Here is a 21,173-nt window from a genome sequence, read left to right as displayed (position 1 = left end):
TCCCGCGGAGCACGCGTCGAACACGCGCATTGCGTGCCGTGCTGCGTGTCCCGCACCGTATGCTCGATGGTACACATAACCCGTCTGCGACGACGGCGGACCGGGGAGCAGCGCGCCGCCCGGTTGGCGAGGACACCGCACTGATTTATTATCGGCGACGTAACGTGGGGCCGGCCATTGGTCAGCGATTGGTCAGCCATTAGTCGGCAATTGGTCGGCCATTCCGGCCGCGCGGCCCGGCGCCGCCTTCCGACCCAACCTGTCCGTCGAGTCCGTCGCGTGATGAAAAATAACCCGCTGCGCGCCCCCGCGCGCCTTTGCGCGACGCTTGCGCCGGCCGTCCCGCTCGCCGGCTGCGCGTCGCGCGGCGCGCCCACGTACGCGCTGTTCGGCGCGTACTTCCCGCTGTGGCTCTTCAGCGCGGTGATCGGCGTGGTCGGCGCGATCGTCGCGCACCGCATTTTCGTCGCGACCGGCTGGGTCGATACGGTGCCGTTCCAGCTCGCGGTTTGCACCGCGATCGGGCTCGTGGTCGCCGTGCTCGTCTGGCTGGCCGGAACGGGGCCATTCGCATGAAACTCGCCGGCCAATCCCGCCCCCCACTGAAAGGCCGCCTGATCGCGCTCGCGATCGTCGCGCTCGGCATCGCAGCCGTCGGCTACGCGTATTACCGCACGACCGGCTATCCGTCGACCGACGACGCGTCGATCGACGCGGATGTCGTGCACGTCGCGTCGCCCGTCGGCGGACGCATCGTGAAGCTCGCGGTGCAGGAGAACCAGCGCGTCGCGAAAGGCGACCTGCTGTTCGAGATCGATCCCGTGCCGTACCGGCTGACGGTCGCGCAGGCGCAGGCCGACGTCGAACTCGCGCGCGCCGCGCTCGACACGCGGCGCAAGACGCTGATCGGCGAACGCTCGAACGCATCGGTCGCCGCCGAGCAGGTGAACCGCGCGGCACACAACTACGATCTCGCGACGCGCAGCGTGAAGCGGCTCGCGCCGCTCGCCGCGCAGGGCTACGTCAGCGCGCAGCAGTTCGACCAGGCACAGGTCGCGCAGCGCGACGCGGCCGTGTCGCTCAAGCAGGCACAGGAGCAGCAGCGATCCTCCGCGCAGACGATCGGCGAGGATGCCGACGCGATCGCGACACTGCATGCGCGCGAAGCCGCGCTCGCCCGTGCGCAGCATGCGCTCGACGACACCGTCGTGCGTGCACCGCACGACGGCCTCGTGACGGGCCTGTCGGTGCTCGCGGGCGAAACGGTCGCGCCGAGCCAGTCGATCTTCACGCTGATCGCGGCGAACGAATGGTTTGCGGTCGGCAATTTCCGCGAGACGTCGCTGACGCATATCGACGTCGGCGACTGCGCGACCGTCTATTCGATGATCGACCGCAGCCGGCCGATAGCCGGCAAGGTGATCGGCATTGGCGCGGGCATCGCGGATACGGAGCGCATCAATCTTCCGCGTACGCTGCCGCTCGTCCAGCGTTCGGTGAACTGGGTGCACGTCGCGCAGCGCTTCCCGGTGCGCGTGAAGCTCGACGAGCCCGACGGCAAGCTCGTGCGCGTCGGCGCGAGCGCGATCGTCGAGATCCGGCATGGCACAGCCTGCCGCTGACGACATCCGGGCACCCGGCCCGCGCGAGATCCTGCGCCTGCTCGCGCCGTTCCCGGGCCGCGCGGCAATCGCCACGCGGGTCGCGCTGATCTGCGCGCTGACCGCGCTCGTGACGAGCGCGTACGGCACGCCCGAAGGCGCGCTTTCCGCGTACGTCGTGTTCTTCCTGATCCGGCCGGACCGCGTGACGAGCGTCGTGCTCGCCACCGCGCTGCTGCTGGTCATCACCGTCGTGATCGGGCTCGTGCTCGGCGTCGCGCTGTTCAGCATCGACTATCCGGTACTGCGCGTCGCGTGCATGGCCGTGCTGTCAGTCGGGCTGCTCTACCTGACGTCCGCGAGCAAGCTACGCCCGATCGGCGCGATCCTCGCGATGATCGTCGGCTACGGGCTCGACGAACTCGGCCTCGCGCCGGTCGGCGAAGCCGCGACGCGTGCGCTGCTCTATGTGTGGCTGGTGATCGCGATTCCGGTCGGCATCGCGATTGTCGTCAACCTGCTGATCGCGCCGTCGCCCCGCTGCCTCGCCGGTGCCACGCTCGCCAAGCGGCTGCGGCTCGCCGCCCGACAGCTGCGCGGCGACGGCGACAGTGACGGCGACGACGACGCGCGCGCCGCGTTCGATGCCGCGCTGCGCGAAGGCGACGAGCAGTTGCTGACGTGGCTCAAGCTGTCGAAGCTCGAAGGCACGTCGAGCGCCGCCGATGTCGCCGCGCTGCGGCAGGCGATCGCGTCGAGCACCGCGATCCTCGTCTCGGTCGCGCTGGCGAGCCGCGAGACCGACGCACGGCTGCCCGACGCATTCACCGCACCGATCGCGACGACGCTCGACGAGATGGCCCGCATGCTCGAGCAACGCGGCTATCCGGTCGACATCGCGCTCGCGCTGCCGCCGGCCGATGCGCTGCCGCCGCTCGCGCGTGTCGTCGCGGCGGATCTGCACACGGCGATCACGCAGTTCGCGGAAGCCACCGCACAGCGTCCGCCGGCGTCCGCTCACGATGCGTCGCCGAACGCAGTGCCCGAAGCAACGCCCAACGCAACGCCCGAAGCGACGCCCGACGCAGCATCCGAAGGGTCGCGCGGCACCCCGCCCGACGCACATGCCAAACCGCGCGGCGGTTTCTTCCTGCCGGACGCGCGCACGAATCCCGACCACGTCCGCTATGCGCTCAAAACCACGGTCGCCGCGATGTTCTGCTACCTGCTGTACATGCAGCTCGACTGGTCCGGCATCCATACGTGCTTCATCACCTGCTACATCGTGTCGCTCGGCACGACCGCCGAGACGATCGAGAAGCTCACGCTGCGGATCGGCGGCTGCATCGTCGGCGCGCTCGTCGGCACCGCGGCGATCGTGTTCGTGATGCCCGCGCTGTCGTCGATCGGCCAGCTGATGGCCGTCGTGTTCGCCGGCGCGTGGCTGTCGGCGTGGGTCGCATTCGGATCGCCGCGCGTCGGGTATGCGGGCTTCCAGATCGCGTTCGCGCTGTTCCTGTGCGTGATCCAGGGCGCGGGGCCCGGCTTCGACCTGACGATTGCACGCGATCGTACGATCGGCATCCTGCTCGGCAACGTCGTGATCTACCTCGTGTTCACGCGCATCTGGCCTGTCAGCATCGCAAGGCAGGTGGACACGGCGCTCGCCGCGCTGCTCGACCAGTGGCGCCGGCTCGTGCAGGTCGCCCATCCGGCCGAACGGCGCGCGCAGGCGGCGGCCGCATTCGCGCGCCACGGCGCGATCGTGCAGAACCTTGGCCTGATCCACTACGAACCGTCGTGGGTGCGGCCTGCGCCCGTGTGGATCGCCGCACGCCGCCGCACGCTCGCGGAACTCGGCGCGCTCGAAGGGCCGCTGCTCCTGCTCGCCGAACGCGCGCCGGGCGACGCTGCGATCGACGCGCGGCTCGCGCGCGTCGCGCAGGACGCCGACGCGGGCACGCGCGCGAGCGCGCCACCGTCCGCTTCGCCCGCAGCGCGATCCGCTGCCGCCGCGAACGGCACCACGCCCGAACATGACGCACTGCTGAACCTGATCGACGCGCGGCTCGCTCGCCTCGCCGACGCCGCCCGTGAAGCCACACCGAAGGAGTCTCATTCCCATGCGCGTTCCTGAACCGCCGACCACCCCGCTCGTCGTTGCCGCCGTCACGGCGGCCGTCGTGCTGGCCGGCTGCGCGACGTCGTCGCTCGACCTCGCGCCGGAGGCGTCCGATCGCCCGTGGCAGCCGCAGACGACAGCCTCCGGCGAGATCGTGCCGGGCGCGCCGAAACCTCAAGGGAATCCGCCGAGCCACGATTACACGCTGCCCGCCAACACGGCGCTCGCGGCTGTGCCGCCGCCCGCCGCGTTCGATGCCGCGCATGCGTACACGCTGCCCGAACTGATCGATCTCGCCGAATCGACGAACCCGCTGACCCGCATCGCGTGGAACGATGCACGCAATGCGGCGCTCGCGGTCGGCATCGCGAAGGCTGCGTACCTGCCGCAATTGTCCGCGACCGCGATGGGCGGCTACCAGGCCGGCCACGGCTCGACGTCGACCCTGCTCGGCGATGCGTCGGCAAACACGAGCGCGCACGGCACCGTGTCGGCGCTTGCGCTGCAGTGGCTGCTGTTCGATTTCGGCGGCCGCGCGGCGCGCGTCGAAGCGGCCGAACAGGTGTCGATCGTGTCGAACGTCACGTTCACGGCCGTCCATCAGCAGGTGATCCACGACGTCACCATCGCGTATTACCGCTACGAAGCCGCGCGTTCGCGCGCGCGAAGCGCACAGCAAAGCCTCGCGAATGCGGATGCGATCGCCGCGGCAGCGCGCGCGCGGCTCAGGCAGGGCGTCGGCACCGTTGTCGAAGTTGCGCAGGCGACCCAGAACCGCGCACAGGCCAACCTTGCGCTCGTGGAAGCGCGCGGCGCGGAGAGCGATGGCTATCTCGGGCTCGTCTCGGCGCTCGGCATCTCGCCATTGTCGAAGCCGACGATCGCGCCGTTGCCGGCGCGGCCGCTACCGCCCGCACTCGGCGCGTCGGTCGACGCAATCGTGGCGGACGCGATCGCGCGACGCCCCGACCTGCAGGGCGCGTACGCGCTCGAAAAGGCCGATCGCGCGAAGGTGAAGGCGGCAGAGGCGGAGTTCATGCCGAAGGTGTTCATGTCCGCAACGGCGTCCTACCTCAGCGGCGGCACCTCGATCTCCGCACTGCCCGCGATCGGCCAGCAGGCGCCCACCGTCAACCTGAACGGCAACCGCTACGGTGGCGGCGTGTTCGTCGGCATCACGATTCCGCTGTACGACGCCGGCTTGCGCTCGGCGGTACTGATGCAGGCGCGCAACGACGCGGAAAGCGCGACGGCACGGCTCACGCGCACGAAGGAGGAAGCGGTCCGGCAGATCGTCGTCGCGCAGAATGCGCTGCAGACGAGTCTCGCGTCGCACGAGGCCGCGACGGCGCTCGTCGCCGCCGCGCAGACGAGCTACGACGCCGCGCTGACCGCGTACCGGAACGGCGTCGGCTCGGTGACCGACGCGACGCTCGCACAGAGCCAGCTGCTCGTCGCGCAGAACGCGGACGTCGACAGCTATTGCGGCGCGTTGTCGGCGGCCGCCACGCTCGCGCTCGCGACGGGCACGGTCGGCGCGGCGCAGTAACGCGGGCCGGCGGCATGCGGCCACGTCGCGTCGAACGATACGCGCGAGTTGACGCGAGCGCGCGCCGCCGCCTAGAATGCCGCCCATTCATCTTTCAGGAATCAACGTGGACAGTTGCAGCACATTGCGTGCGCAGCTCGCCGCCTGAACGCCTGCCTGCCGCAGTTCTCCTGCCCCGGCTCGCGTTCCAGCGAGCCCGGCACGCCGCCCCGTTTCACACTACATCACGCATTCGCGCGGTACAGTACCGCGCGATGACGGCCATCGCGTCGCCCCCGGCCCGACGCCGACCCGACGTCCGTCCGCATGCGCCCCTTGCACGGCAGGACAACTCATGACTTTCGATTTCGCCATTCGTCTTTTCACCGCGTTCGCCTGCGGCGTCGCAATCGGTCTCGAGCGCCAGATGCGGCAGCGCACGGCCGGCCTGCGCACGATCACGCTGGTCGCGAGCGGCGCGTGCCTGTTCGTCACGCTCGGCGTGCTGACCGGCAACGGCGTGGCCGGTGTCACGCAGATCGCCGCGTACGTCGTGTCCGGCGTCGGCTTTCTCGGCGGCGGCGTGATCATGCGCGACAAGGGTTCGATCCAGGGCATCAACACCGCGGCGACGCTGTGGTGCGCGGCCGCGGTCGGCGTGCTGTCCGGCTCGGGGCATTTCGTGCCGGCAATCGCGGGGACCGCCGTCGTACTGCTCACCAACACGCTGCTGCGCGGCGTGAGCCAGGCGATCAACGCGACGCCCGTGTCGAATGCGGATCTCGTGCGCGAATACCAGATCACGGTGATCTGCCTCGCAGCGGACGAAGTGCACATCCGCACGCTGCTGTCGAATTCGATGTATGCGAAACCGCTGTCGTTCCAGAGCCTGACGAGCGAGGACGTGCCCGACCAGCCGAACCGGCTGAAGGTCACCGCGACGCTGAAGCTGCATCCGAAGGATCAGCCGAAGCTCGAGCAGATCGCGAGCCGCATCAGCATGGAAAAAAGCATCTCCAGCGTGAGCTGGACGGCAAAGGAAGCGGAGCCGCTGATGGAGTGAGCGGCGCCGCAGCACCGCTCACGGCGTATCGATGAGCCCGGCCGAAATCGCCTTGACGACTGCCTGCACCTTGTTGGTCGCGCCGAGTTTCTCGAGGATGTTGTTCACGTGGAAGTTCACGGTCCGCTCGGAGATGCCGAGAATCTGGCCGATCTCGCACGCCGTCTTGCCTTCGGCGGTCCAGCACAGCACCTCGCGTTCGCGCGCGGTCAGCATGACGCTCGCCTCCGGCGCCAGCTTCGGCACCATGAAGCGGCTCATCAGCGAATGCGACAGGTTCGCGAGCCAGTTGGTCTGCAGCGTGAGCATGTTGATTTCGGCGGGCGTGAGGCGATCGGCGTGACGCGCGATGCTCAACAGGCCGAACGCGCCGCGCGCAGCCCAGCTCGACTGCGCGACGCCGACCGCCAGCCCGTGGTCGCGCGCATCCTCCCACAGCGGACACGGCGCAATCTTGTCGACGTCCGGCCAGACGATCATGTTGGTACTGAGCGCACCGTCGCGAACCGTCGAATCGATCTCGATGTAGTTCTGCGCCTGGTAATGCTCCATCCAGCCGTCCGGATAGGTGTCGAAGATCGCGACCGCCGGCTTCGACACCGGCAGCGGCACGCGGATCCCGTAACAGCAGTATTCGAAGCCGAGGCGCTTCGAATAGGCAGCGATCCGCTGGAAGAGCTGCTGCTCGTCTTCCGCGGCGCTGAATTGATGGTAGGCGTCCTGCCAGCGCAGTTCCATTCGTTCTCCGACAACGTCACGCTGTCATACTTGTCAGGTTTCAGCGCCGGTTCGGCCTGATACATTCCGCGCATGACTTCACCTTTGCTGCATCCCTTCCGCGGCCCGTCTCCGGACGGCTACGTGCGTCTGTCCGAAAGCGCACTGGCCGAGCTTGCGCTCGACCATGTCACGAGCGGCCTCGACGCGTCACTGCTGGCGGAACTGCGCAGCAGTGCGATCGATGCACGCATCGCGGGCTACACCGAGTGGCATCGCCCCGCGCTCGCCGGCGTCGCTTACGTGACGGTCGGCTGGGACTGGTACCGCGAACGCGCGTACGGCGCATTCGTGATCGCCGGTGGCGACGTCCGCAGCAACGTGATGGCCGTCGACGCCGCCGGTGCCGACATCGGCATGACCCGCACCGCCGCCATCCTCGCAGCCCACCTCGCATCCATCGACTGGCCCGCCGCCGTGGCAGCCGCCGTGCTCGCGCACAACGATGCCTATCATGCCGGGCCGACGCTCCAGTGACAACCGGCCGCGCAATCGTCTGATGTTTGCGCCGCGTTGGCGCTCTTTATAAGCAAAAACCGTCCGGTTTTCAATCCCGCAGATCAAGAAACCGATTCCATGCGCGAATCGGCCATTTTGCCCAGCCACCCTGTAAGAGTTACCAGTTACGACCGCCTCGGGACGCACGCTGTAATGCACGAATACCAAGCACAGACCCGAGGACACCATGCAAACCTTCGTTCACGAGGAGGGGCGGTTGCCACACGACCTTGCAGCGGATCTCGGGCGCTACCGGCGCCGCGTGTTCGTCGAACAGCTCGGCTGGGCGCTCCCGTCGGCGAACGAGTGTTGCGAGCATGATCAGTTCGACCGGGACGACACCGTCTACGTGTTCGCACGCAACGGCCGCGGCGAGATGTGCGGATGCGCGCGTCTGCTGTCGACAACGCGCCCGTACCTGTTGATGACGCTGTTCGCGGAACTGATCGCCGAGGACATGCCGCTGCCGCAATCGGCCGCGGTGTGGGAACTGTCGCGATTCGCGGCCACCGGCGACGCTGCGGACAGCGACATATGGGCAGTAAGGCCGATGCTGGCGGCAGTGGTCGAATGCGCGGCGCAACTCGGCGCCCGGCAGCTGATCGGCGTGACGTTCGCGAGCATGGAGCGCCTGTTCCGCCGCATCGGCGTGCATGCGCACCGCGCAGGTCCGCCGAAGGTGGCTGACGGTCGACTGGTGGTCGCGTGCTGGATCGATATTGATCCGCAAACGTTTGCAGCACTCGGGATCGATCCGGAATCCGGTGCCCGGCAAGCCATCACCGCCTGAGCGTGCAGTTTCTCGGGCGGAATCGTAAATGAAGGAGTATCAACGTGGACCACTCACCGGTGTTTTACGCGATGTTGCCCGGATTGACGACCGCAGGCAGCAGCAGCCGCATCGCCGTCGCCTATCCGTCGTTTCCGGAACCGCTGCCGCTCGTCTGGCTCGACCGCCGCGGGCTCGTGTTCCGGGCATCCGGGCCGGCACCGCTCGTCAGCGGCCTGCCCCGCGCAGCGACGCTGCTGGCCGGTGACGAGCCGCTCTGCTCGCTGCGCCTCGTGATACGCGAGATTGCCACAGCCGGCGACGGCCGCCACGACCTGACGATGCAGCCCTCCTGTGCCGCGAGCGACGAGCTGCTGTGGCACGCGCTGCGCGACCGCGAGCCGTACCGGCACATCCGGCACCCGCTCGCGCCGGTCGTCGAAACGGCGGCCGGCTCCGAGCGTGCCGCGCAGGCGTCCGCCACGCTGCCGGCGGGCAGCGCCGACGGCACGGTGCGCCCATCGCGCAGCGCGGCATTCCGGCTGCCGTGCCGCAGCGACGCGCTGTTCTTCGCGGACTGGCTCGAGTATCACTTCGACGAGTTGCGCGCGCTCTCGCAGCGGCACACGCCGCAACTGCAGCTCAACCAGCTCGAGCGGCAACTTGCGGACGACGAAGTCGGTGTGCGATTCGTCTACGACATCGACGGCCATGCGACGCGGTACGAGCTCAACGACTGTGCGCGTGAAGCATGTGCGTGGATCGAGACGGAAATGCGTGACAAGTATGCGTTGCCGATCGCGCAAGGGCGGTTCGGCGAACATCGGGCGCGTGGCAGGAACGCAACAGGGTATTGCATTCTCTAGGGTTTTCCCTTAAATTTACGTTTGTCTCCTCCATGTCTCCACACATGGATTCGGCCCGCTCAAGCAGCGGGCTTTTTTATTGCCTGTGACCCATCCTGAAATAGGTTGACACTTTTTCGACGTATCGAAGAGGTGCCAAATGGAGCAAGGGATCAAGCGGACGCCGCTATGATCGGCCCCCATGCGAATGCCGGTGATACGCGTCTTCCCGCTCAACACCGATTCCGGCCGCGGGCCGCGGCATCCGATCCGTGCGTGTCCACGGGATCCACGCCGACGGTCATGCGATCCAGTTGCCGGATGATTTCCGTGCGCAGGTCTTGCGGCAGCGCCTGACTGCCGAGCAGTTCCGAAATCCACAACCCGTCGGCCGCGAGCCGGCAAATCATCAGCGTCGCCGCCTGCTCGAGCGGCACCGGGTCGGGGCGGCTCAATTCGCTGATCGGCACCGACCAGCGTTCGCGCGTCTCCGGCTCGCTGACCATCGACGCCACCAGGACACGCAGCACGTCGGTACTGGCCGCCGGGTTTGCCTTGTCTAGCATCGTTTGCACGTAAGCGCGCGCTGCCGCCCCGGCTGGCTGAGGATCCGCAGCGATACGCGCGTCCATCTGCCGGTTGAAACGCTCCGCCGTCTGCTCGAAGAGCGCATCCAGCAAGCCTTGCTTGTTCGCGAAGTGATACTGCAGCGCCCCCTTCGTCACGCCGGCGCGCTCGGCCACCGCGTCGAGCGTCAGCGCCTGCACGCCGTGATGCGTGGCGATGTCCGAGGCCGCCGCGAGCAGTTGGGCCCGCACCTGCTCCGGCGCTTTCTTGCGCCGCACGCCGGCGGCGGTTGTCGCCCGCGCCGACGGTTGTTCGGCTGAGTGCGTGTCGGCCGGGTTGGTCGGTGCGGTCGGTGCGGTCGGTGCGGTCGGTGCGGTCGGTGCGGTGTTCGCGGCAACGTCGCGCGGCGCTTGGTCGAGGCGTTTTTTCATAGCGCGGATCTTAGCATCAGCGAGCGCGCGTAAAACATTCCATCCGGATGGTATTATCCGCCGCATGAACAATCCCATCTTTCCCCCCTGGTCCGCGCTCGATGCCGCCATCGCCCGCGGACGCGACGCGCTCGCACACCTTCAGCAACCCGACGGAAGCTGGTGTTTCGAACTCGAATCCGACGCGACGATCACCGCGGAATACATCCTGATGATGCATTTCATGGACAAGATCGACGATGCACGCCAGGAGAAGATGGCCCGCTACCTGCGCTCGATCCAGCGGCTCGACACGCATGGCGCATGGGACCTGTACGTCGACGGCGATCCGGACGTGTCATGCAGCGTGAAGGCCTATTTCGCGCTCAAGGCCGCCGGTGATCCTGAGCATGCGCCACACATGGTGCGTGCGCGGGACGCGATCCTGAAGCTCGGCGGCGCAGCCCGGTCGAACGTGTTCACGCGCATCCTGCTCGCGACGTTCGGCCAGGTGCCATGGCGTGCAGCGCCGTTCATGCCCGTCGAGTTCGTGCTGTTCCCCAAGTGGGTGCCGATCTCGATGTACAAGGTCGCCTACTGGGCCCGCACGACGATGGTGCCGCTGCTCGTACTATGCTCGCTGAAGGCGCGCGCCAGCAATCCGCGCAACATATCGATCGGCGAACTGTTCGTCACGCCGCCTGACGAGGAGCGCCACTACTTCCCGCCCGCGCGGGGCATGCGCAAGCTCTTTCTCGCGCTTGACCGCACGGTCCGCCATATCGAGCCGCTGCTGCCGAAGCGGCTGCGGCAGCGCGCGATCCGCCATGCGGAAGCGTGGTGCGCGGAGCGCATGAACGGCGAAGACGGACTCGGCGGCATCTTTCCGCCGATCGTCTACAGCTATCAGATGATGGCCGTGCTCAGCTATCCTGACGATCATCCACTGCGGCGCGACTGTGAGGATGCGCTGGAGAAGCTGCTGGTGACGCGCGCAGATGGCAGCGTGTATTGCCAGCCGTGCCTGTCGCCGGTGTGGGATACGGCGTGGAGCACGATGGCGCTCGAACAGGCGCGCGGCGTGGCAGCCCCCGATTCGAGTGCGAACGCGCACGCCACGCGCGAGCTCGACGAACGCATTGCGCGCGCATACGACTGGCTGGCAACGCGCCAGGTGAACGACCTGCGCGGCGACTGGACCGAGAACGCGCACCCGGACACGCAACCGGGCGGATGGGCATTCCAGTATGCGAATCCGTACTATCCGGACATCGACGACAGCGCGGTCGTAACCGCGATGCTCGATCGCCGCGGCCGTACGCATCGGCACGCAGACGGCACCCATCCGTACGCGCAACGCGTGGCGCGCGCACTCGACTGGATGCGCGGGCTGCAATCGCGCAATGGCGGCTTTGCCGCGTTCGATGCCGACTGCGACCGCCTCTACTTGAACGCGATTCCGTTCGCCGATCATGGCGCATTGCTCGATCCGCCGACCGAGGACGTATCGGGCCGCGTACTGCTGTGCTTCGGTGTCACGAAGCGCGCGGATGACCGGGCCGCACTCGCGCAATGCATCGAGTACGTGAAGCGCACGCAGCAGCCCGACGGCAGCTGGTGGGGCCGTTGGGGCACGAACTATCTATACGGCACGTGGAGCGTGCTTGCCGGCCTCGCGCTGTCCGGCGAGGACAAGTCGCAACCCTACATTGCGCGGGCGCTCGACTGGCTTCGTGCGCAACAGCATCCGGATGGCGGCTGGGGCGAGACGAACGACAGCTACGTCGACCCGCATCTCGCCGCGACCAACTACGGCGAGAGCACGTCGAACTGCACCGCGTGGGCGCTCCTCGCGCAAATGGCGTTCGGCGACTGGGAATCCGAATCCGTGCGGCGCGGCATCGCCTATCTGCTGTCGGTCCAGCAGGACGACGGATTCTGGTGGCACCGCTCGCACAATGCGCCCGGATTTCCGCGCATCTTCTACCTCAAGTATCACGGCTACACGGCCTACTTCCCGTTGTGGGCGCTGGCACGGTATCGCCGCCTTGCGGGCGCGCGGTCGCTATCCGATGGACGCAACCCGGATACGGTGGCAGCGGCGGACCCGGCAATCGCTTGAGCGATGGGACGTTGTGGTGAATCGGGGCGGTGTGTGGATGTCGCCGCGTCCCGGGGGCTGCTATCCCGAGGTGTGGAGCGCTGATGTGTCGACAGACGGCTTCTGTCGGTCAGGCATGCTACCTGTGACACGGACAGTGGCGAATCGTCGACATGTCGACGCAGCAGCCTTCCGACCAGCCAAACGCGTCGAAGCATTGGGTCAACAACCAAAGCACAGCGCCCACAGCTACCGAGCCGGAGCGCGTCAGCGACGAAGACATGCACAAAAAAACGAGAGCCGGACGCGCCGGCTCCGATGTGGTCGGGAAACGATCGAAGCGCCGCGTCCGCCTATCAACCGACGGACACCGGCGCACCGAAAGTCGTCATTCGTTCTCTTCGAAGTAATGCCCGAACTTCGTCTGCTTGGTGCGGATATAGCGTTCGTTTTCCTCGCGCACCGGCACTGCCAGCGCCACGCGTTCGCAAACGGGGATGCCATGCTTCATGAGCGTGTCGAATTTCTTCGGGTTGTTGCTCATCAGGCGCACCGACGTCACGCCGAGGATGCGCAGGATCGCGGCAGCAGAATCGTATTCACGGGCATCGTCGGGCAGGCCGAGGTCGAGGTTCGCTTCGACGGTATCCCGCCCCTGCTCCTGCAGCGCGTACGCGCGAATCTTGTTGCTCAGGCCGATGCCGCGCCCTTCGTGACCGCGCAGGTACAGCAGCACACCGCGGTCTTCCGCGGCGATGTAGCGCAATGCGAGATCCAGCTGCTCGCCGCAGTCGCAGCGATACGAGCCGAACACGTCGCCGGTCAGGCATTCGGAATGCAGCCGCGTCAGCACGGACTGCTCGCCGGCAACGTCGCCCATCACGAGCGCGAGATGTTCGGCATCGCTGCCCGACACACGGAAAGCATATGACGTAAACGTGCCGTAGCGCGTGGGCAGCGAGGCGGTGGCCACGAGCGTCACGCACTCGTCGGCCTGGCCGTTGCCCGGCGTGGGCGATTGGGGACGCGAAGACATCATGGAATCAATCAAACGATCAGGAATGTAGGAATTTTCTGGATGGCACGTGACCGGAGTTTACCGCTAATCTGGAATTAGTCACGCGCCTGCTGCCGACGCCCGTTTATACTCGATCCATCGGGTGACGCGCATCACGCCCTGCCTTCCCTGGATTGCCCAGCACACGGAGAAAGCGAATGAGCACGACTGTCGCGCAGATTCTCAAGGCCAAGCCGGATTCTGGCCGCACGATCTACACCGTCAGGAAGACCGATCTCGTCTACGACGCCATCAAGCTGATGGCCGAAAAGGGCATCGGCGCACTGCTGGTCGTCGAGGGCGACGACATCGCCGGCATCGTCACCGAGCGCGATTATGCGCGCAAGGTCGTGCTGCAGGACCGCTCGTCGAAAGCCACGCGCGTCGAGGAAATCATGACCGCCAAGGTGCGCTACGTCGAGCCGTCGCAATCGAGCGAAGAGTGCATGGCGCTGATGACCGAACACCGGATGCGCCACCTCCCCGTACTCGACGACGGCAAACTGATCGGCCTCGTTTCGATCGGCGACCTCGTCAAGAGCGTGATTGCGGACCAGCAATTCACGATCAGCCAGCTCGAACACTATATCCACGGAACCCCCGCCGTCACGTCAGTCTGACCGCGCCCCAGCAAAAAAGGCCCAAACGCGCGAGCGTCTGGGCGGAAAGCCGCCGGAATGCGGCGACGGAGGTTCTGCGCCTGTTGGCGAGCGACGCGCCTGTGGCGCGCCGCCCGTCGGTATGGATGCGTTATCGGGCAGACCCGGGATATTAGTTGCCGAAGTAGATCGAATTCACGGGATTCGGCGCTTCCGTCGTGCGGCGGCCAGACTGTGCCGCGCCAGTGGCTGCGGCGCCGTAGCCGCTCGTATCCGCGCGCGTCAGCACTTGCTGGCTCGGCTGGATGCGCTGCTCGGCGGCCTGGATGTTCGCCGGATATTCCGCGTCGCTGGCCAGCGGCTTGTAGCCATTCTGCTCGAGCTGCACGAGCTCAGCCTTCACCTGGTCGCGGGTCAGCCCCTGATCCGACTGCGCGAACGACGCGATCGGGGTGGCGAGGACAGTAGCGGCAATCGCTGCGTAAATGATCGACTTCATGATTTACCTCCGATGTATGTTCTGTGTTCACGTCGCTTCCGGCAGGTCTGTCTGAAGCGATTGAATGAAGTCTAGTCTCCGCGTTACCAAGGGGAAACCCTTAGATTGAACATACTGCGTTGCGGTTTTGACAACTATCACGGCCAGCTACGCGGCTGTAACGCGGCAACTTAAACCAATCCGACAACAATCGCTGTCGAATGGCTGACACGCAATTCAGCGGTATTGAGCGTTCCGTTGTAGAATTGAAAGGTTTTATCCAACTGACGAATTCCTTTACACCATGCGCGCGCCCTTGCTTCCCGTTGTTTCGCCGTCCGGCCCGGACGGCATGCGCGCGCTCGCCGGGCACCCGGCTCACCCCCTCGCTCGACGCGCGGCCCAGGCTCCGCTCACCCCTGCCCGGCGCTTGATCTGACGGCCCAGTCTCCTCCCGGAGCCACGTCAGACAGGCTCCGGGCGATCCACGTAGGTTTGCCACGCCTGACCCTGCCGATCATTAGGAGAATTGCCATGAAACAACGTCTGCACCAATTGACCGAACTCGATGTCGCCCGGCTCGAGAAGCACGCCGAGCACAGCCCGCGCTTCCAGACGATGCTCGACGCGCTGCTGGAGCGGGCCGACATCGTCCAGTCCGACGCGATCAAGGCGAACGTCGTGACGATGAATTCGCAGATCACGCTGCTCGACGAAGCGACCAACGAGCAGACCACCTGGACGATTGTTTATCCCGACGAAGCCAATCTCGAACAAGGGCGCCTGAACGTCTTTTCGCCGGTTGGCATGGCTTTGCTGGGCACGCAGCGCGGCCAGTTGGTGAAGGTGATGCAGCCGAGCGGCATCGAGAAGCTGATGAAGGTCGCCGCGATCGTGTTCCAGCCCGAGGCCAACGGCGAATACACGCGCTGACACGGCCGCCCGTGCGGCAGGCTCCCGGCGGCTGCGCAACGCGCCCACACATCGAGCCAGCGAGGCTTCCGGATCGGATGCCTCGCTTTTTTTCGTCCGGACAGCCCTCGGATCGAATTCGCCAGACCATTCGCGGCCTTCACGCCGCGTAAACGAAAAAAAGGCGCCCGAAGGCGCCTTTTTCAGAGCTGGTTACCCAGCAGTCACGCTTAGAAGCGGTGACGCAGACCAACCGTTGCTGCGGTTTGGTTGATCGACGAGCTCGGCAGATTGTTGTTGAAGCTGTCGCCGTTGTAGATCGATGCGCCAATGCCGTTCTTCGCTGCACGCTGGTACACAGCTTGTGCGTAGACGTCCGTGCGCTTCGACAGCGAGTAGTCAGCTTGCAGGCCGAACTGGTTCCAGTGCGTGCTGCCGTTGTTGATCTTCGCGTTCGTGTACGTGTAAGCAGCGCCCAAGCCGAGAGCCGGCGTCAGGTTGTACTTTGCGTTGACTTCGTAGTTGTCAGTGCGCAGCGTGCCCACACCGACTGCATTGTTGTCGAGACGCGCTTGCGTCCATGCAGCGCCGACTTGTGCCGGACCGAATGCATAACCAGCAGCAGCACCGTACGTGCGGACGCGGCCTTGGCTAGCGATGCCACCGATCGCCGACGACGTCGCGCCGTTTGCGTTCGTACCGTCACCCAGGTTCGCTTGCGAGTATGCAGCAGCCAGCTTCAGACCTTGGAACTGGTATGCAGCACCCGCGCTGTACGCACGGTTGTTGCCGAAGTTCGTGTTGTTCGAGAACGAGTACGTGCCGCCGAATTGCAGGCCAGCGTAGTTCGCGCTCGTGAACTTGATCGTGTTGTTCGATGCGACATCACCGGTCGTGCTCAGACGGTCGAGGTTCAGCGGGTGCGCGAAGTACGTGCCACCCCACGAACCCGTTGCCGTCAGCGGCGCCAGGTAGTCTTGCGTTGCGTCATACTGCTTACCCAGCGTGACCGTGCCGTACTGGCTCGACAGGCCGACGAAAGCTTGACGGTTGAACATGCCGTTGCTGCCGTTCGCGAACTTGCCGTTACCGATGTTGAAGCCGCTTTCCAACGTGAAGATTGCCTTCAGGCCGCCACCCAGGTCTTCCGAGCCACGCAGGCCGAAACGGCTCTGGTCAATGCCCGAACCCATCGCCCAACGCGACTTGCCAGCTTGGCCCAGTGCCGGCTGGACGTTGCTCGTGTAGGTGATGCCTGCGTCCAGCACGCCGTACAGCGTGACGCTGCTTTGCGCGTGAGCGACGGTTGCGAACGATGCTGCAGCTGCTGCAACGATCAGAGTCTTGTTCATTCGTGGAGCTCCCTTCTAAAAAGAGGCAGGTCTCGCGACCTTGTTCATAAACGGTCTGCAACCGCCCGGAAACGCCATCGGTCCTGCTGGCTGCGCCCGGATAGTTGCCCGTTTGGGAACCGTGAGTTTAGGGGTGTACCCTAGGGGCGCGATTCGCAAATAAAGAAATAAGCTTTTCCAGAACTAGAAATAATAGAAATGGGGCCGTCTTATAAGTATTTGTTTTGACGTTTCTTTTTGGCTTCTTGACGGCTGCTTTTTGGTCGCATTCATCCCACCATTCCAACATGTCATCGTCTTGACGGTTGCATAGAAACAACAAACGGAATCGCGCAAACCCCACGGAATCGGCAATTTTTACCTGATTTTGTCCCAAATATCAGGGTTTTGGCTTCCGCAGCGGATGCGTCGGCGTAAAACGTCCGAGGAATGCGCCGCCAAGCGGATGACTCGAGGCCGTCGCGTGCGGCAAGCCCGATCGACCGGCGCCGTCGCGGCCGTGACATGCGGTAACAGCCTTAACGGGGCGCGTAACCCGGCCTGGCGCCGGGCGCGCTAAGGTACGACGGACACGACAGCACAACAGGACAGGCAAACCATGAATCGACGCTCGTTGTTGCGCGCCATCGGACTGACCGCCGCTTTCGCCGGCACGGGAGCCTGGCTGCGCGCCGCCTCGGCGCAGCCCGCGCCGCCCCCGCCGCCCGTTTACCGGCCGTCCGGCCCGTACCGCAATCCCGGCGGCCCGCCGTATGACGACCGCCCGCGAATGGCGCCGCCGGCGATGCGGCACGAACGGCGCCCGCCACCGCCGCGGCCGGGCGGCTATATCTGGACCGACGGCTACTGGCGATGGCAGCGCGGACAATATGTATGGATCCCCGGCCGGTGGATCGCGCGTCGCCCCGGCCACCGCTGGATTCCCGGTTCGTGGCGGCGCCAGGGGCAAGCCTGGGTGTACGTCGACGGGTATTGGCGCTGAGCCGCCCGCCAGGGCGGCCGGCGATCACGCACGCCGAACTGAGCCTGCTGCGCCAGCTCGGCGATTTCCTGTTGCCGCTGCTGGTGCAGCACGCGCGCCTCGCCAGCGTGGCGCCGCTCCCGGATGACGACGTGCTGCTGCAGCGCTTCAATCTGCTTTGTCGCACCTTGTCCTCGAAACGAGGACAGACAGCCCCACGCCCCGCCCCTAGTATCTGAGCGACCCGACGACCGGAACACGTCGATTACCTCGGAGACACCATGCAACACGCCGATACCGTCTATCTGAACGGCATCCTGTATACGGGCGACGCGCAGCGCCGCTTCGCGCAAGCGCTCGCAACCCGCGACGGCAAGATTCTGGCGGTCGGCCGCGACGACGACATCCGCCCGCTGGCCGGCCCGGCCACGCGCGTCGTGGATCTCGCCGGCCGGCTGATGCTGCCGGGCTTCATCGACGGCCACGTGCATCCGCTCGAAGGCCATCAGATCCTCGGCGACTTCGACCTGTCCGGCATCAACGATCCCGACACGATCCTGCAGCGCATCCGCGCATGCGCGGACGCGATGCCTGACGAGCCGTGGGTTTATCTCGGCGGCGCCAATCTGGCTGCGTTCGGTGCCTACCCGACGCGCGCGCTGCTCGACCGGATCGTGCCCGACCGCCCGCTCCTCGTGGTCGGCTTCGACGTACACAGCGGCTGTCTCAACACGAAGGGGCTCGAAGCCGTCGGCATCACGGCGGACACGCCCGATCCGTCAGGCGGCGTGCACGAGCGCGATGCGGCCGGCGCGCCCACCGGCGTCGTCCACGAGGCGGCCTTCTACCGGATCTGCTCGCACATTCCGCAACTGAGCCCGGCCGGCTATCCGAAATCGCTCGCAAAGGCACATGCGATGGCGCATGGCTTCGGCATCACCGGGTGGTTCGATGCGCGCGTCCAGGAAGACGAGCTCGACGCCTATGCCGCCGCGCAACGCGCGGGCACGCTGAAGGTGTACATGAGCGCGGGCCTGTATGCGAACCCGCGCCGCGATCCGCGCGAGCAGGTCGAACGCTTCGCCGCGTGGCGCCGCGAGTACGAATGCGACAACCTGCGCCTGCATACGGTAAAGATCTTCGTCGACGGCGTGCCCGAATCGAAGACGGCCGCGCTGCTCGAACCCTATGCGGGCACCGACGACTGCGGCCTCACGCTGTGGAGCCAGGACGCGCTCAACGAGATCTGCCTGCTCGCCGACTCGGCCGGCTTCGACCTGCACTTCCACACGCTCGCCGATCGCGCGGTGCGCATGACGCTCGATGCGCTCGAATACATACAGCGTCGCAACGGCGTGCGCGACCGGCGCGCGCAGCTCGCGCACCTGCAGCTCGTCGATCCGGCCGACATGGGCCGTTTCAACCAGTTGGGCGCGATTGCGAGCATACAGGCGCTGTGGACCGCCGCCCGCCCCGAACAGCAGCAGCTCTACTGCGACCTGCTCGGGCCGGAGCGCACCGCGCGCAACTACCCGTTCCGCAGCCTGCGCAATGCCGGCGCGATGCTGGCGGGCGGCTCCGACTGGTCGGTGAGCACGATGGATCCGCTGCCGATCATCCAGACCGCCGTCACGCACGCGCTGATCGAACAGCCCGACTGCCCGCCGTGGAATCCGCACGAACGGCTCGACCTGCTCACGATGCTCGATGCGTACACGGTGAACGCTGCATACGCACTGCGCTTCGACGATTGCGCGGGTTCGCTCGAGGCCGGCAAGGATGCGAGTTTCGCGATCCTCGATCGCAACCCGTTCCGGCATCCGGTCGAGGAATTCGCGCAGGCACGCGTGATCGAGACGCGCTTCCGCGGCGAAGTGGTCTTTGCGGCACCGGGCTGGGCGGACTGATCGACCGGAGCTGCTCCCCGAGGCCTGCCGCCAGCCGCGCTATTCGGCGCTCACGATCGTATCGCCGCGATAACGCCGGCGCTCGAGCACGGCGGGCGCGCCTTCACGCATGAACACGCTCGCGGCCAGCCCGAACAGCGTCGCGAACAGCACGTACCACGCAGGCGCGACCGGCGAGCCGCTCGCGCGCATCAGCCACGTGACGATGAATGGCGCGAAGCCGCCGAACAGCATCACCGCGAGGTTGTAGGCAAGCGCAATGCTGGTCGAACGCGTACGCGTCGCGAACTGCTCCGCGAGCGCAGTGGGCGCCGGGCCGTAGATGATGCCGATGTTCACGCAGATGACGAGCTGCATGACGAGCAGGCGCCCCATGCTCGGCGCCGCGGCGAGCCACGAGAACAGCGGATAGGTGACCGTCAGCAGCGCCAGCATGCCGGCGAGCAGGACCGGCCGCCGGCCGATGCGATCGGATAGCGACGCGGCAACCGGAATCGTCACCGTCAGCAGCGCCACCGCCAGCATCTGCACGTTGAAGACCTGGTCGAGCGGCAGCCCGAACGTCTTGTGCGCGAACGTCGGCAGGTTCACGAGCATCACGTAGAACACGGCCGTGCCCGTCACGGTCTGGCCGATCGACACCAGCACGCCGCGCAGGTTGTCGCGCAGCACGCCGGACACGCTGATTGCCGGCTGCCCTGCTGCCTTGCTCGCGTCGAGAAACGCGTCGGTCTCCTCCATGTGGCGGCGGATCCACAGCCCGACCGGCCCGATCAGCAGCCCGATCGCGAACGGCACGCGCCAGCCCCAGCTGTCGAGCGCGCCGGGCGACAGGTTGCGGGTCGCCCACGCCCCCATCGCCGCGCCGGCGAACACCGAGAGACATTGACCGATCAGCTGCCACGAGCCATACAGGCCGCGCCGGTGTGCAGGCGCGCTTTCGACGAGGAACGCGGTGGAGCTCGCGTATTCGCCGCCGGTCGCGAACCCTTGCAGCATCCGCGCGGCGACGATCAGGACCGGTGCGGCCGGGCCGATCGTCGCGTAGGTCGGCGCGAATGCGATCAGCGCGATCGACAGCGTCATCAGGAAGATGATCAGCTGCATTGCCGCCTTGCGCCCCTTGCGGTCCGCATAAAGCCCGAGCAGCACGCCCCCGACCGGGCGCATGAAGAACCCGACGCCGAACGTCGCGAGCGACATCAGCAGCGACGCGTACTGGCTTTCGGCGGGAAAGAACAGGCGGGCGATGATCCCGGAAAAGAACCCGTAGACGATGAAGTCGTACCACTCGAGCGTATTGCCGACGACGGCGGCGGCCACCTGCCGATGCCGCGTGCCACGACGTGAATCAGCGCGCATGTGTGTCCTCCTTTCCTGGTGTTTCATGGCAGCGGCATGGGCCGCTCGTTCCCGACGCCGCACCGGGGAGCACGCCCGGCGTGGATCGATCATAGGCACGCAGAAAGACCACATCAATTACTCATAGGTCAGAAATATAGCGGACAGATGGATGTCTGAAGAACGCGCGGACGAGCTTCGGGTCTTGCCCAATTTTTTCAAGCTGTTCATGGATCCGCGGCCCGAGTTTTTCACCCTTTTGCAAAGGGCGTCGCGCGACGCCGC

General features: G+C 66.2%; 20 protein-coding genes and 1 pseudogene. 14 read left to right on the top strand and 7 right to left on the bottom strand.

The window, feature by feature from the left end:
* Nucleotides 1-282 precede the first annotated feature (282 nt).
* The 5 genes from DID96_RS31815 to DID96_RS31790 all read left to right on the top strand — a co-directional run bounded on the left by DID96_RS31815 (nt 283) and on the right by DID96_RS31790 (nt 6,314).
* On the top strand, nt 283-576 hold the full coding sequence (locus tag DID96_RS31815) for a hypothetical protein (RefSeq protein ID WP_124603182.1): 294 nt from the start codon (nt 283-285) through the stop codon (nt 574-576).
* Nucleotides 573-1,622, top strand: a complete 1,050-nt coding sequence (mdtN, locus tag DID96_RS31810; RefSeq protein ID WP_124603181.1) for a multidrug transporter subunit MdtN — start codon at nt 573-575, stop codon at nt 1,620-1,622. Before DID96_RS31815 ends, mdtN begins: the two co-directional genes overlap by 4 nt.
* Nucleotides 1,603-3,738 carry an FUSC family protein gene (locus DID96_RS31805; RefSeq protein ID WP_124603180.1) on the top strand — a complete coding sequence of 712 codons (2,136 nt, stop codon included), beginning with the start codon at nt 1,603-1,605 and terminating at the stop codon, nt 3,736-3,738. Before mdtN ends, DID96_RS31805 begins: the two co-directional genes overlap by 20 nt.
* Entirely contained in the window at nt 3,725-5,272 is a 1,548-nt protein-coding gene (locus DID96_RS31800) for a TolC family protein (protein ID WP_124603179.1), read from the top strand. Before DID96_RS31805 ends, DID96_RS31800 begins: the two co-directional genes overlap by 14 nt.
* A 334-nt stretch (nt 5,273-5,606) precedes the next feature.
* On the top strand, nt 5,607-6,314 hold the full coding sequence (locus DID96_RS31790; RefSeq protein ID WP_124603178.1) for an MgtC/SapB family protein: 708 nt from the start codon (nt 5,607-5,609) through the stop codon (nt 6,312-6,314).
* A gap of 18 nt (nt 6,315-6,332) precedes the next feature.
* Here DID96_RS31790 and DID96_RS31785 read toward each other — a convergent pair whose 3' ends face one another.
* Entirely contained in the window at nt 6,333-7,052 is a 720-nt protein-coding gene (locus tag DID96_RS31785) for an autoinducer binding domain-containing protein (protein ID WP_124603177.1), read from the bottom strand.
* Nucleotides 7,053-7,124: 72 nt separating this feature from the next.
* Between DID96_RS31785 and DID96_RS31780 the strand changes: the two genes are divergently transcribed.
* From DID96_RS31780 to DID96_RS31770, 3 genes are all read left to right on the top strand, one after another.
* Nucleotides 7,125-7,568 carry a DUF4902 domain-containing protein gene (locus tag DID96_RS31780; protein ID WP_124603176.1) on the top strand — a complete coding sequence of 148 codons (444 nt, stop codon included), beginning with the start codon at nt 7,125-7,127 and terminating at the stop codon, nt 7,566-7,568.
* Nucleotides 7,569-7,776: 208 nt separating this feature from the next.
* The gene (locus tag DID96_RS31775) at nt 7,777-8,379 is read left to right on the top strand and encodes an acyl-homoserine-lactone synthase (RefSeq protein WP_124603175.1); all 603 of its coding nucleotides are present in this window, start codon (nt 7,777-7,779) and stop codon (nt 8,377-8,379) included.
* Nucleotides 8,380-8,423: 44 nt separating this feature from the next.
* Nucleotides 8,424-9,224: a hypothetical protein gene (locus tag DID96_RS31770; protein WP_185732434.1), complete on the top strand. Its 801-nt coding sequence runs from the start codon at nt 8,424-8,426 to the stop codon at nt 9,222-9,224.
* A gap of 212 nt (nt 9,225-9,436) precedes the next feature.
* Here DID96_RS31770 and DID96_RS31765 read toward each other — a convergent pair whose 3' ends face one another.
* A complete protein-coding gene (locus tag DID96_RS31765) occupies nt 9,437-10,201 on the bottom strand; it encodes a TetR/AcrR family transcriptional regulator (RefSeq protein ID WP_124603201.1) in 765 nt (254 codons plus the stop codon).
* Between the two features lie 64 nt (nt 10,202-10,265).
* Between DID96_RS31765 and shc the strand changes: the two genes are divergently transcribed.
* Nucleotides 10,266-12,302, top strand: coding sequence for a squalene--hopene cyclase (shc, locus tag DID96_RS31760; protein WP_124603174.1), 2,037 nt, complete (start codon nt 10,266-10,268; stop codon nt 12,300-12,302).
* A 367-nt stretch (nt 12,303-12,669) separates the two neighbouring features.
* On the opposite strand, the gene ribA is transcribed toward shc, so the two are convergent.
* On the bottom strand, nt 12,670-13,320 hold the full coding sequence (gene ribA / locus DID96_RS31755; RefSeq protein ID WP_124603173.1) for a GTP cyclohydrolase II: 651 nt from the start codon (nt 13,318-13,320) through the stop codon (nt 12,670-12,672).
* A gap of 176 nt (nt 13,321-13,496) precedes the next feature.
* On the opposite strand from ribA, the gene DID96_RS31750 reads away from it, so the two are divergent.
* Nucleotides 13,497-13,958, top strand: a complete 462-nt coding sequence (locus DID96_RS31750) for a CBS domain-containing protein (RefSeq protein WP_124603172.1) — start codon at nt 13,497-13,499, stop codon at nt 13,956-13,958.
* A 151-nt stretch (nt 13,959-14,109) separates the two neighbouring features.
* On the opposite strand, the gene DID96_RS31745 is transcribed toward DID96_RS31750, so the two are convergent.
* Entirely contained in the window at nt 14,110-14,436 is a 327-nt protein-coding gene (locus DID96_RS31745) for a DUF4148 domain-containing protein (RefSeq protein WP_124603171.1), read from the bottom strand.
* Nucleotides 14,437-14,949: 513 nt separating this feature from the next.
* Here DID96_RS31745 and DID96_RS31740 point away from each other — a divergent pair.
* Nucleotides 14,950-15,348 carry a GreA/GreB family elongation factor gene (locus tag DID96_RS31740; protein WP_124603170.1) on the top strand — a complete coding sequence of 133 codons (399 nt, stop codon included), beginning with the start codon at nt 14,950-14,952 and terminating at the stop codon, nt 15,346-15,348.
* A gap of 209 nt (nt 15,349-15,557) precedes the next feature.
* Here DID96_RS31740 and DID96_RS31735 read toward each other — a convergent pair whose 3' ends face one another.
* Nucleotides 15,558-16,679, bottom strand: coding sequence for a porin (locus DID96_RS31735; protein WP_124603169.1), 1,122 nt, complete (start codon nt 16,677-16,679; stop codon nt 15,558-15,560).
* Between the two features lie 598 nt (nt 16,680-17,277).
* Between DID96_RS31735 and DID96_RS31725 the strand changes: the two genes are divergently transcribed.
* From DID96_RS31725 to DID96_RS31715, 3 genes are read left to right on the top strand one after another with little or no spacing between them, the layout of a single operon-like run.
* A complete protein-coding gene (locus tag DID96_RS31725) occupies nt 17,278-17,661 on the top strand; it encodes a YXWGXW repeat-containing protein (RefSeq protein ID WP_124603167.1) in 384 nt (127 codons plus the stop codon).
* Complete coding sequence (locus DID96_RS31720) at nt 17,652-17,879, top strand: hypothetical protein (RefSeq protein WP_185732433.1); 228 nt, start codon at nt 17,652-17,654, stop codon at nt 17,877-17,879. The genes DID96_RS31725 and DID96_RS31720 overlap by 10 nt, the downstream gene beginning before the upstream one ends.
* 42 nt (nt 17,880-17,921) lie before the next feature.
* A complete protein-coding gene (locus tag DID96_RS31715) occupies nt 17,922-19,547 on the top strand; it encodes an amidohydrolase (protein ID WP_124603166.1) in 1,626 nt (541 codons plus the stop codon).
* A gap of 39 nt (nt 19,548-19,586) precedes the next feature.
* Here the strand turns inward: DID96_RS31715 and DID96_RS31710 are convergent, their stop codons facing one another.
* Together DID96_RS31710 and DID96_RS31705 are read right to left on the bottom strand one after the other, a co-directional pair.
* Entirely contained in the window at nt 19,587-20,909 is a 1,323-nt protein-coding gene (locus DID96_RS31710; protein ID WP_124603165.1) for an MFS transporter, read from the bottom strand.
* Nucleotides 20,910-21,030: 121 nt separating this feature from the next.
* Nucleotides 21,031-21,173, bottom strand: a pseudogene (locus DID96_RS31705) (IS630 family transposase); the annotation flags it as partial.

It is taken from the genome of Burkholderia sp. Bp8963, assembly GCF_003854275.1.
Classification (GTDB): domain Bacteria; phylum Pseudomonadota; class Gammaproteobacteria; order Burkholderiales; family Burkholderiaceae; genus Burkholderia.
The sequence above is the reverse complement of the archived record's forward strand: the minus strand, read 5'-3'. Positions and strand labels throughout refer to the sequence as shown.

What these genes read in the sequence shown, in the direction of transcription:
- DID96_RS31735 (WP_124603169.1), bottom strand. Translation starts at nt 16,679, where the DNA reads ATGAACAAGACTCTGATCGTTGCAGCAGCTGCAGCATCGTTCGCAACC.
- ribA (WP_124603173.1), bottom strand. Translation starts at nt 13,320, where the DNA reads ATGATGTCTTCGCGTCCCCAATCGCCCACGCCGGGCAACGGCCAGGCC.
- DID96_RS31740 (WP_124603170.1), top strand. Translation starts at nt 14,950, where the DNA reads ATGAAACAACGTCTGCACCAATTGACCGAACTCGATGTCGCCCGGCTC.
- DID96_RS31765 (WP_124603201.1), bottom strand. Translation starts at nt 10,201, where the DNA reads ATGAAAAAACGCCTCGACCAAGCGCCGCGCGACGTTGCCGCGAACACC.
- shc (WP_124603174.1), top strand. Translation starts at nt 10,266, where the DNA reads ATGAACAATCCCATCTTTCCCCCCTGGTCCGCGCTCGATGCCGCCATC.
- DID96_RS31710 (WP_124603165.1), bottom strand. Translation starts at nt 20,909, where the DNA reads ATGCGCGCTGATTCACGTCGTGGCACGCGGCATCGGCAGGTGGCCGCC.
- mdtN (WP_124603181.1), top strand. Translation starts at nt 573, where the DNA reads ATGAAACTCGCCGGCCAATCCCGCCCCCCACTGAAAGGCCGCCTGATC.
- DID96_RS31785 (WP_124603177.1), bottom strand. Translation starts at nt 7,052, where the DNA reads ATGGAACTGCGCTGGCAGGACGCCTACCATCAATTCAGCGCCGCGGAA.
- DID96_RS31805 (WP_124603180.1), top strand. Translation starts at nt 1,603, where the DNA reads ATGGCACAGCCTGCCGCTGACGACATCCGGGCACCCGGCCCGCGCGAG.
- DID96_RS31715 (WP_124603166.1), top strand. Translation starts at nt 17,922, where the DNA reads ATGCAACACGCCGATACCGTCTATCTGAACGGCATCCTGTATACGGGC.
- DID96_RS31745 (WP_124603171.1), bottom strand. Translation starts at nt 14,436, where the DNA reads ATGAAGTCGATCATTTACGCAGCGATTGCCGCTACTGTCCTCGCCACC.
- DID96_RS31790 (WP_124603178.1), top strand. Translation starts at nt 5,607, where the DNA reads ATGACTTTCGATTTCGCCATTCGTCTTTTCACCGCGTTCGCCTGCGGC.
- DID96_RS31780 (WP_124603176.1), top strand. Translation starts at nt 7,125, where the DNA reads ATGACTTCACCTTTGCTGCATCCCTTCCGCGGCCCGTCTCCGGACGGC.
- DID96_RS31815 (WP_124603182.1), top strand. Translation starts at nt 283, where the DNA reads ATGAAAAATAACCCGCTGCGCGCCCCCGCGCGCCTTTGCGCGACGCTT.
- DID96_RS31800 (WP_124603179.1), top strand. Translation starts at nt 3,725, where the DNA reads ATGCGCGTTCCTGAACCGCCGACCACCCCGCTCGTCGTTGCCGCCGTC.
- DID96_RS31750 (WP_124603172.1), top strand. Translation starts at nt 13,497, where the DNA reads ATGAGCACGACTGTCGCGCAGATTCTCAAGGCCAAGCCGGATTCTGGC.
- DID96_RS31775 (WP_124603175.1), top strand. Translation starts at nt 7,777, where the DNA reads ATGCAAACCTTCGTTCACGAGGAGGGGCGGTTGCCACACGACCTTGCA.
- DID96_RS31725 (WP_124603167.1), top strand. Translation starts at nt 17,278, where the DNA reads ATGAATCGACGCTCGTTGTTGCGCGCCATCGGACTGACCGCCGCTTTC.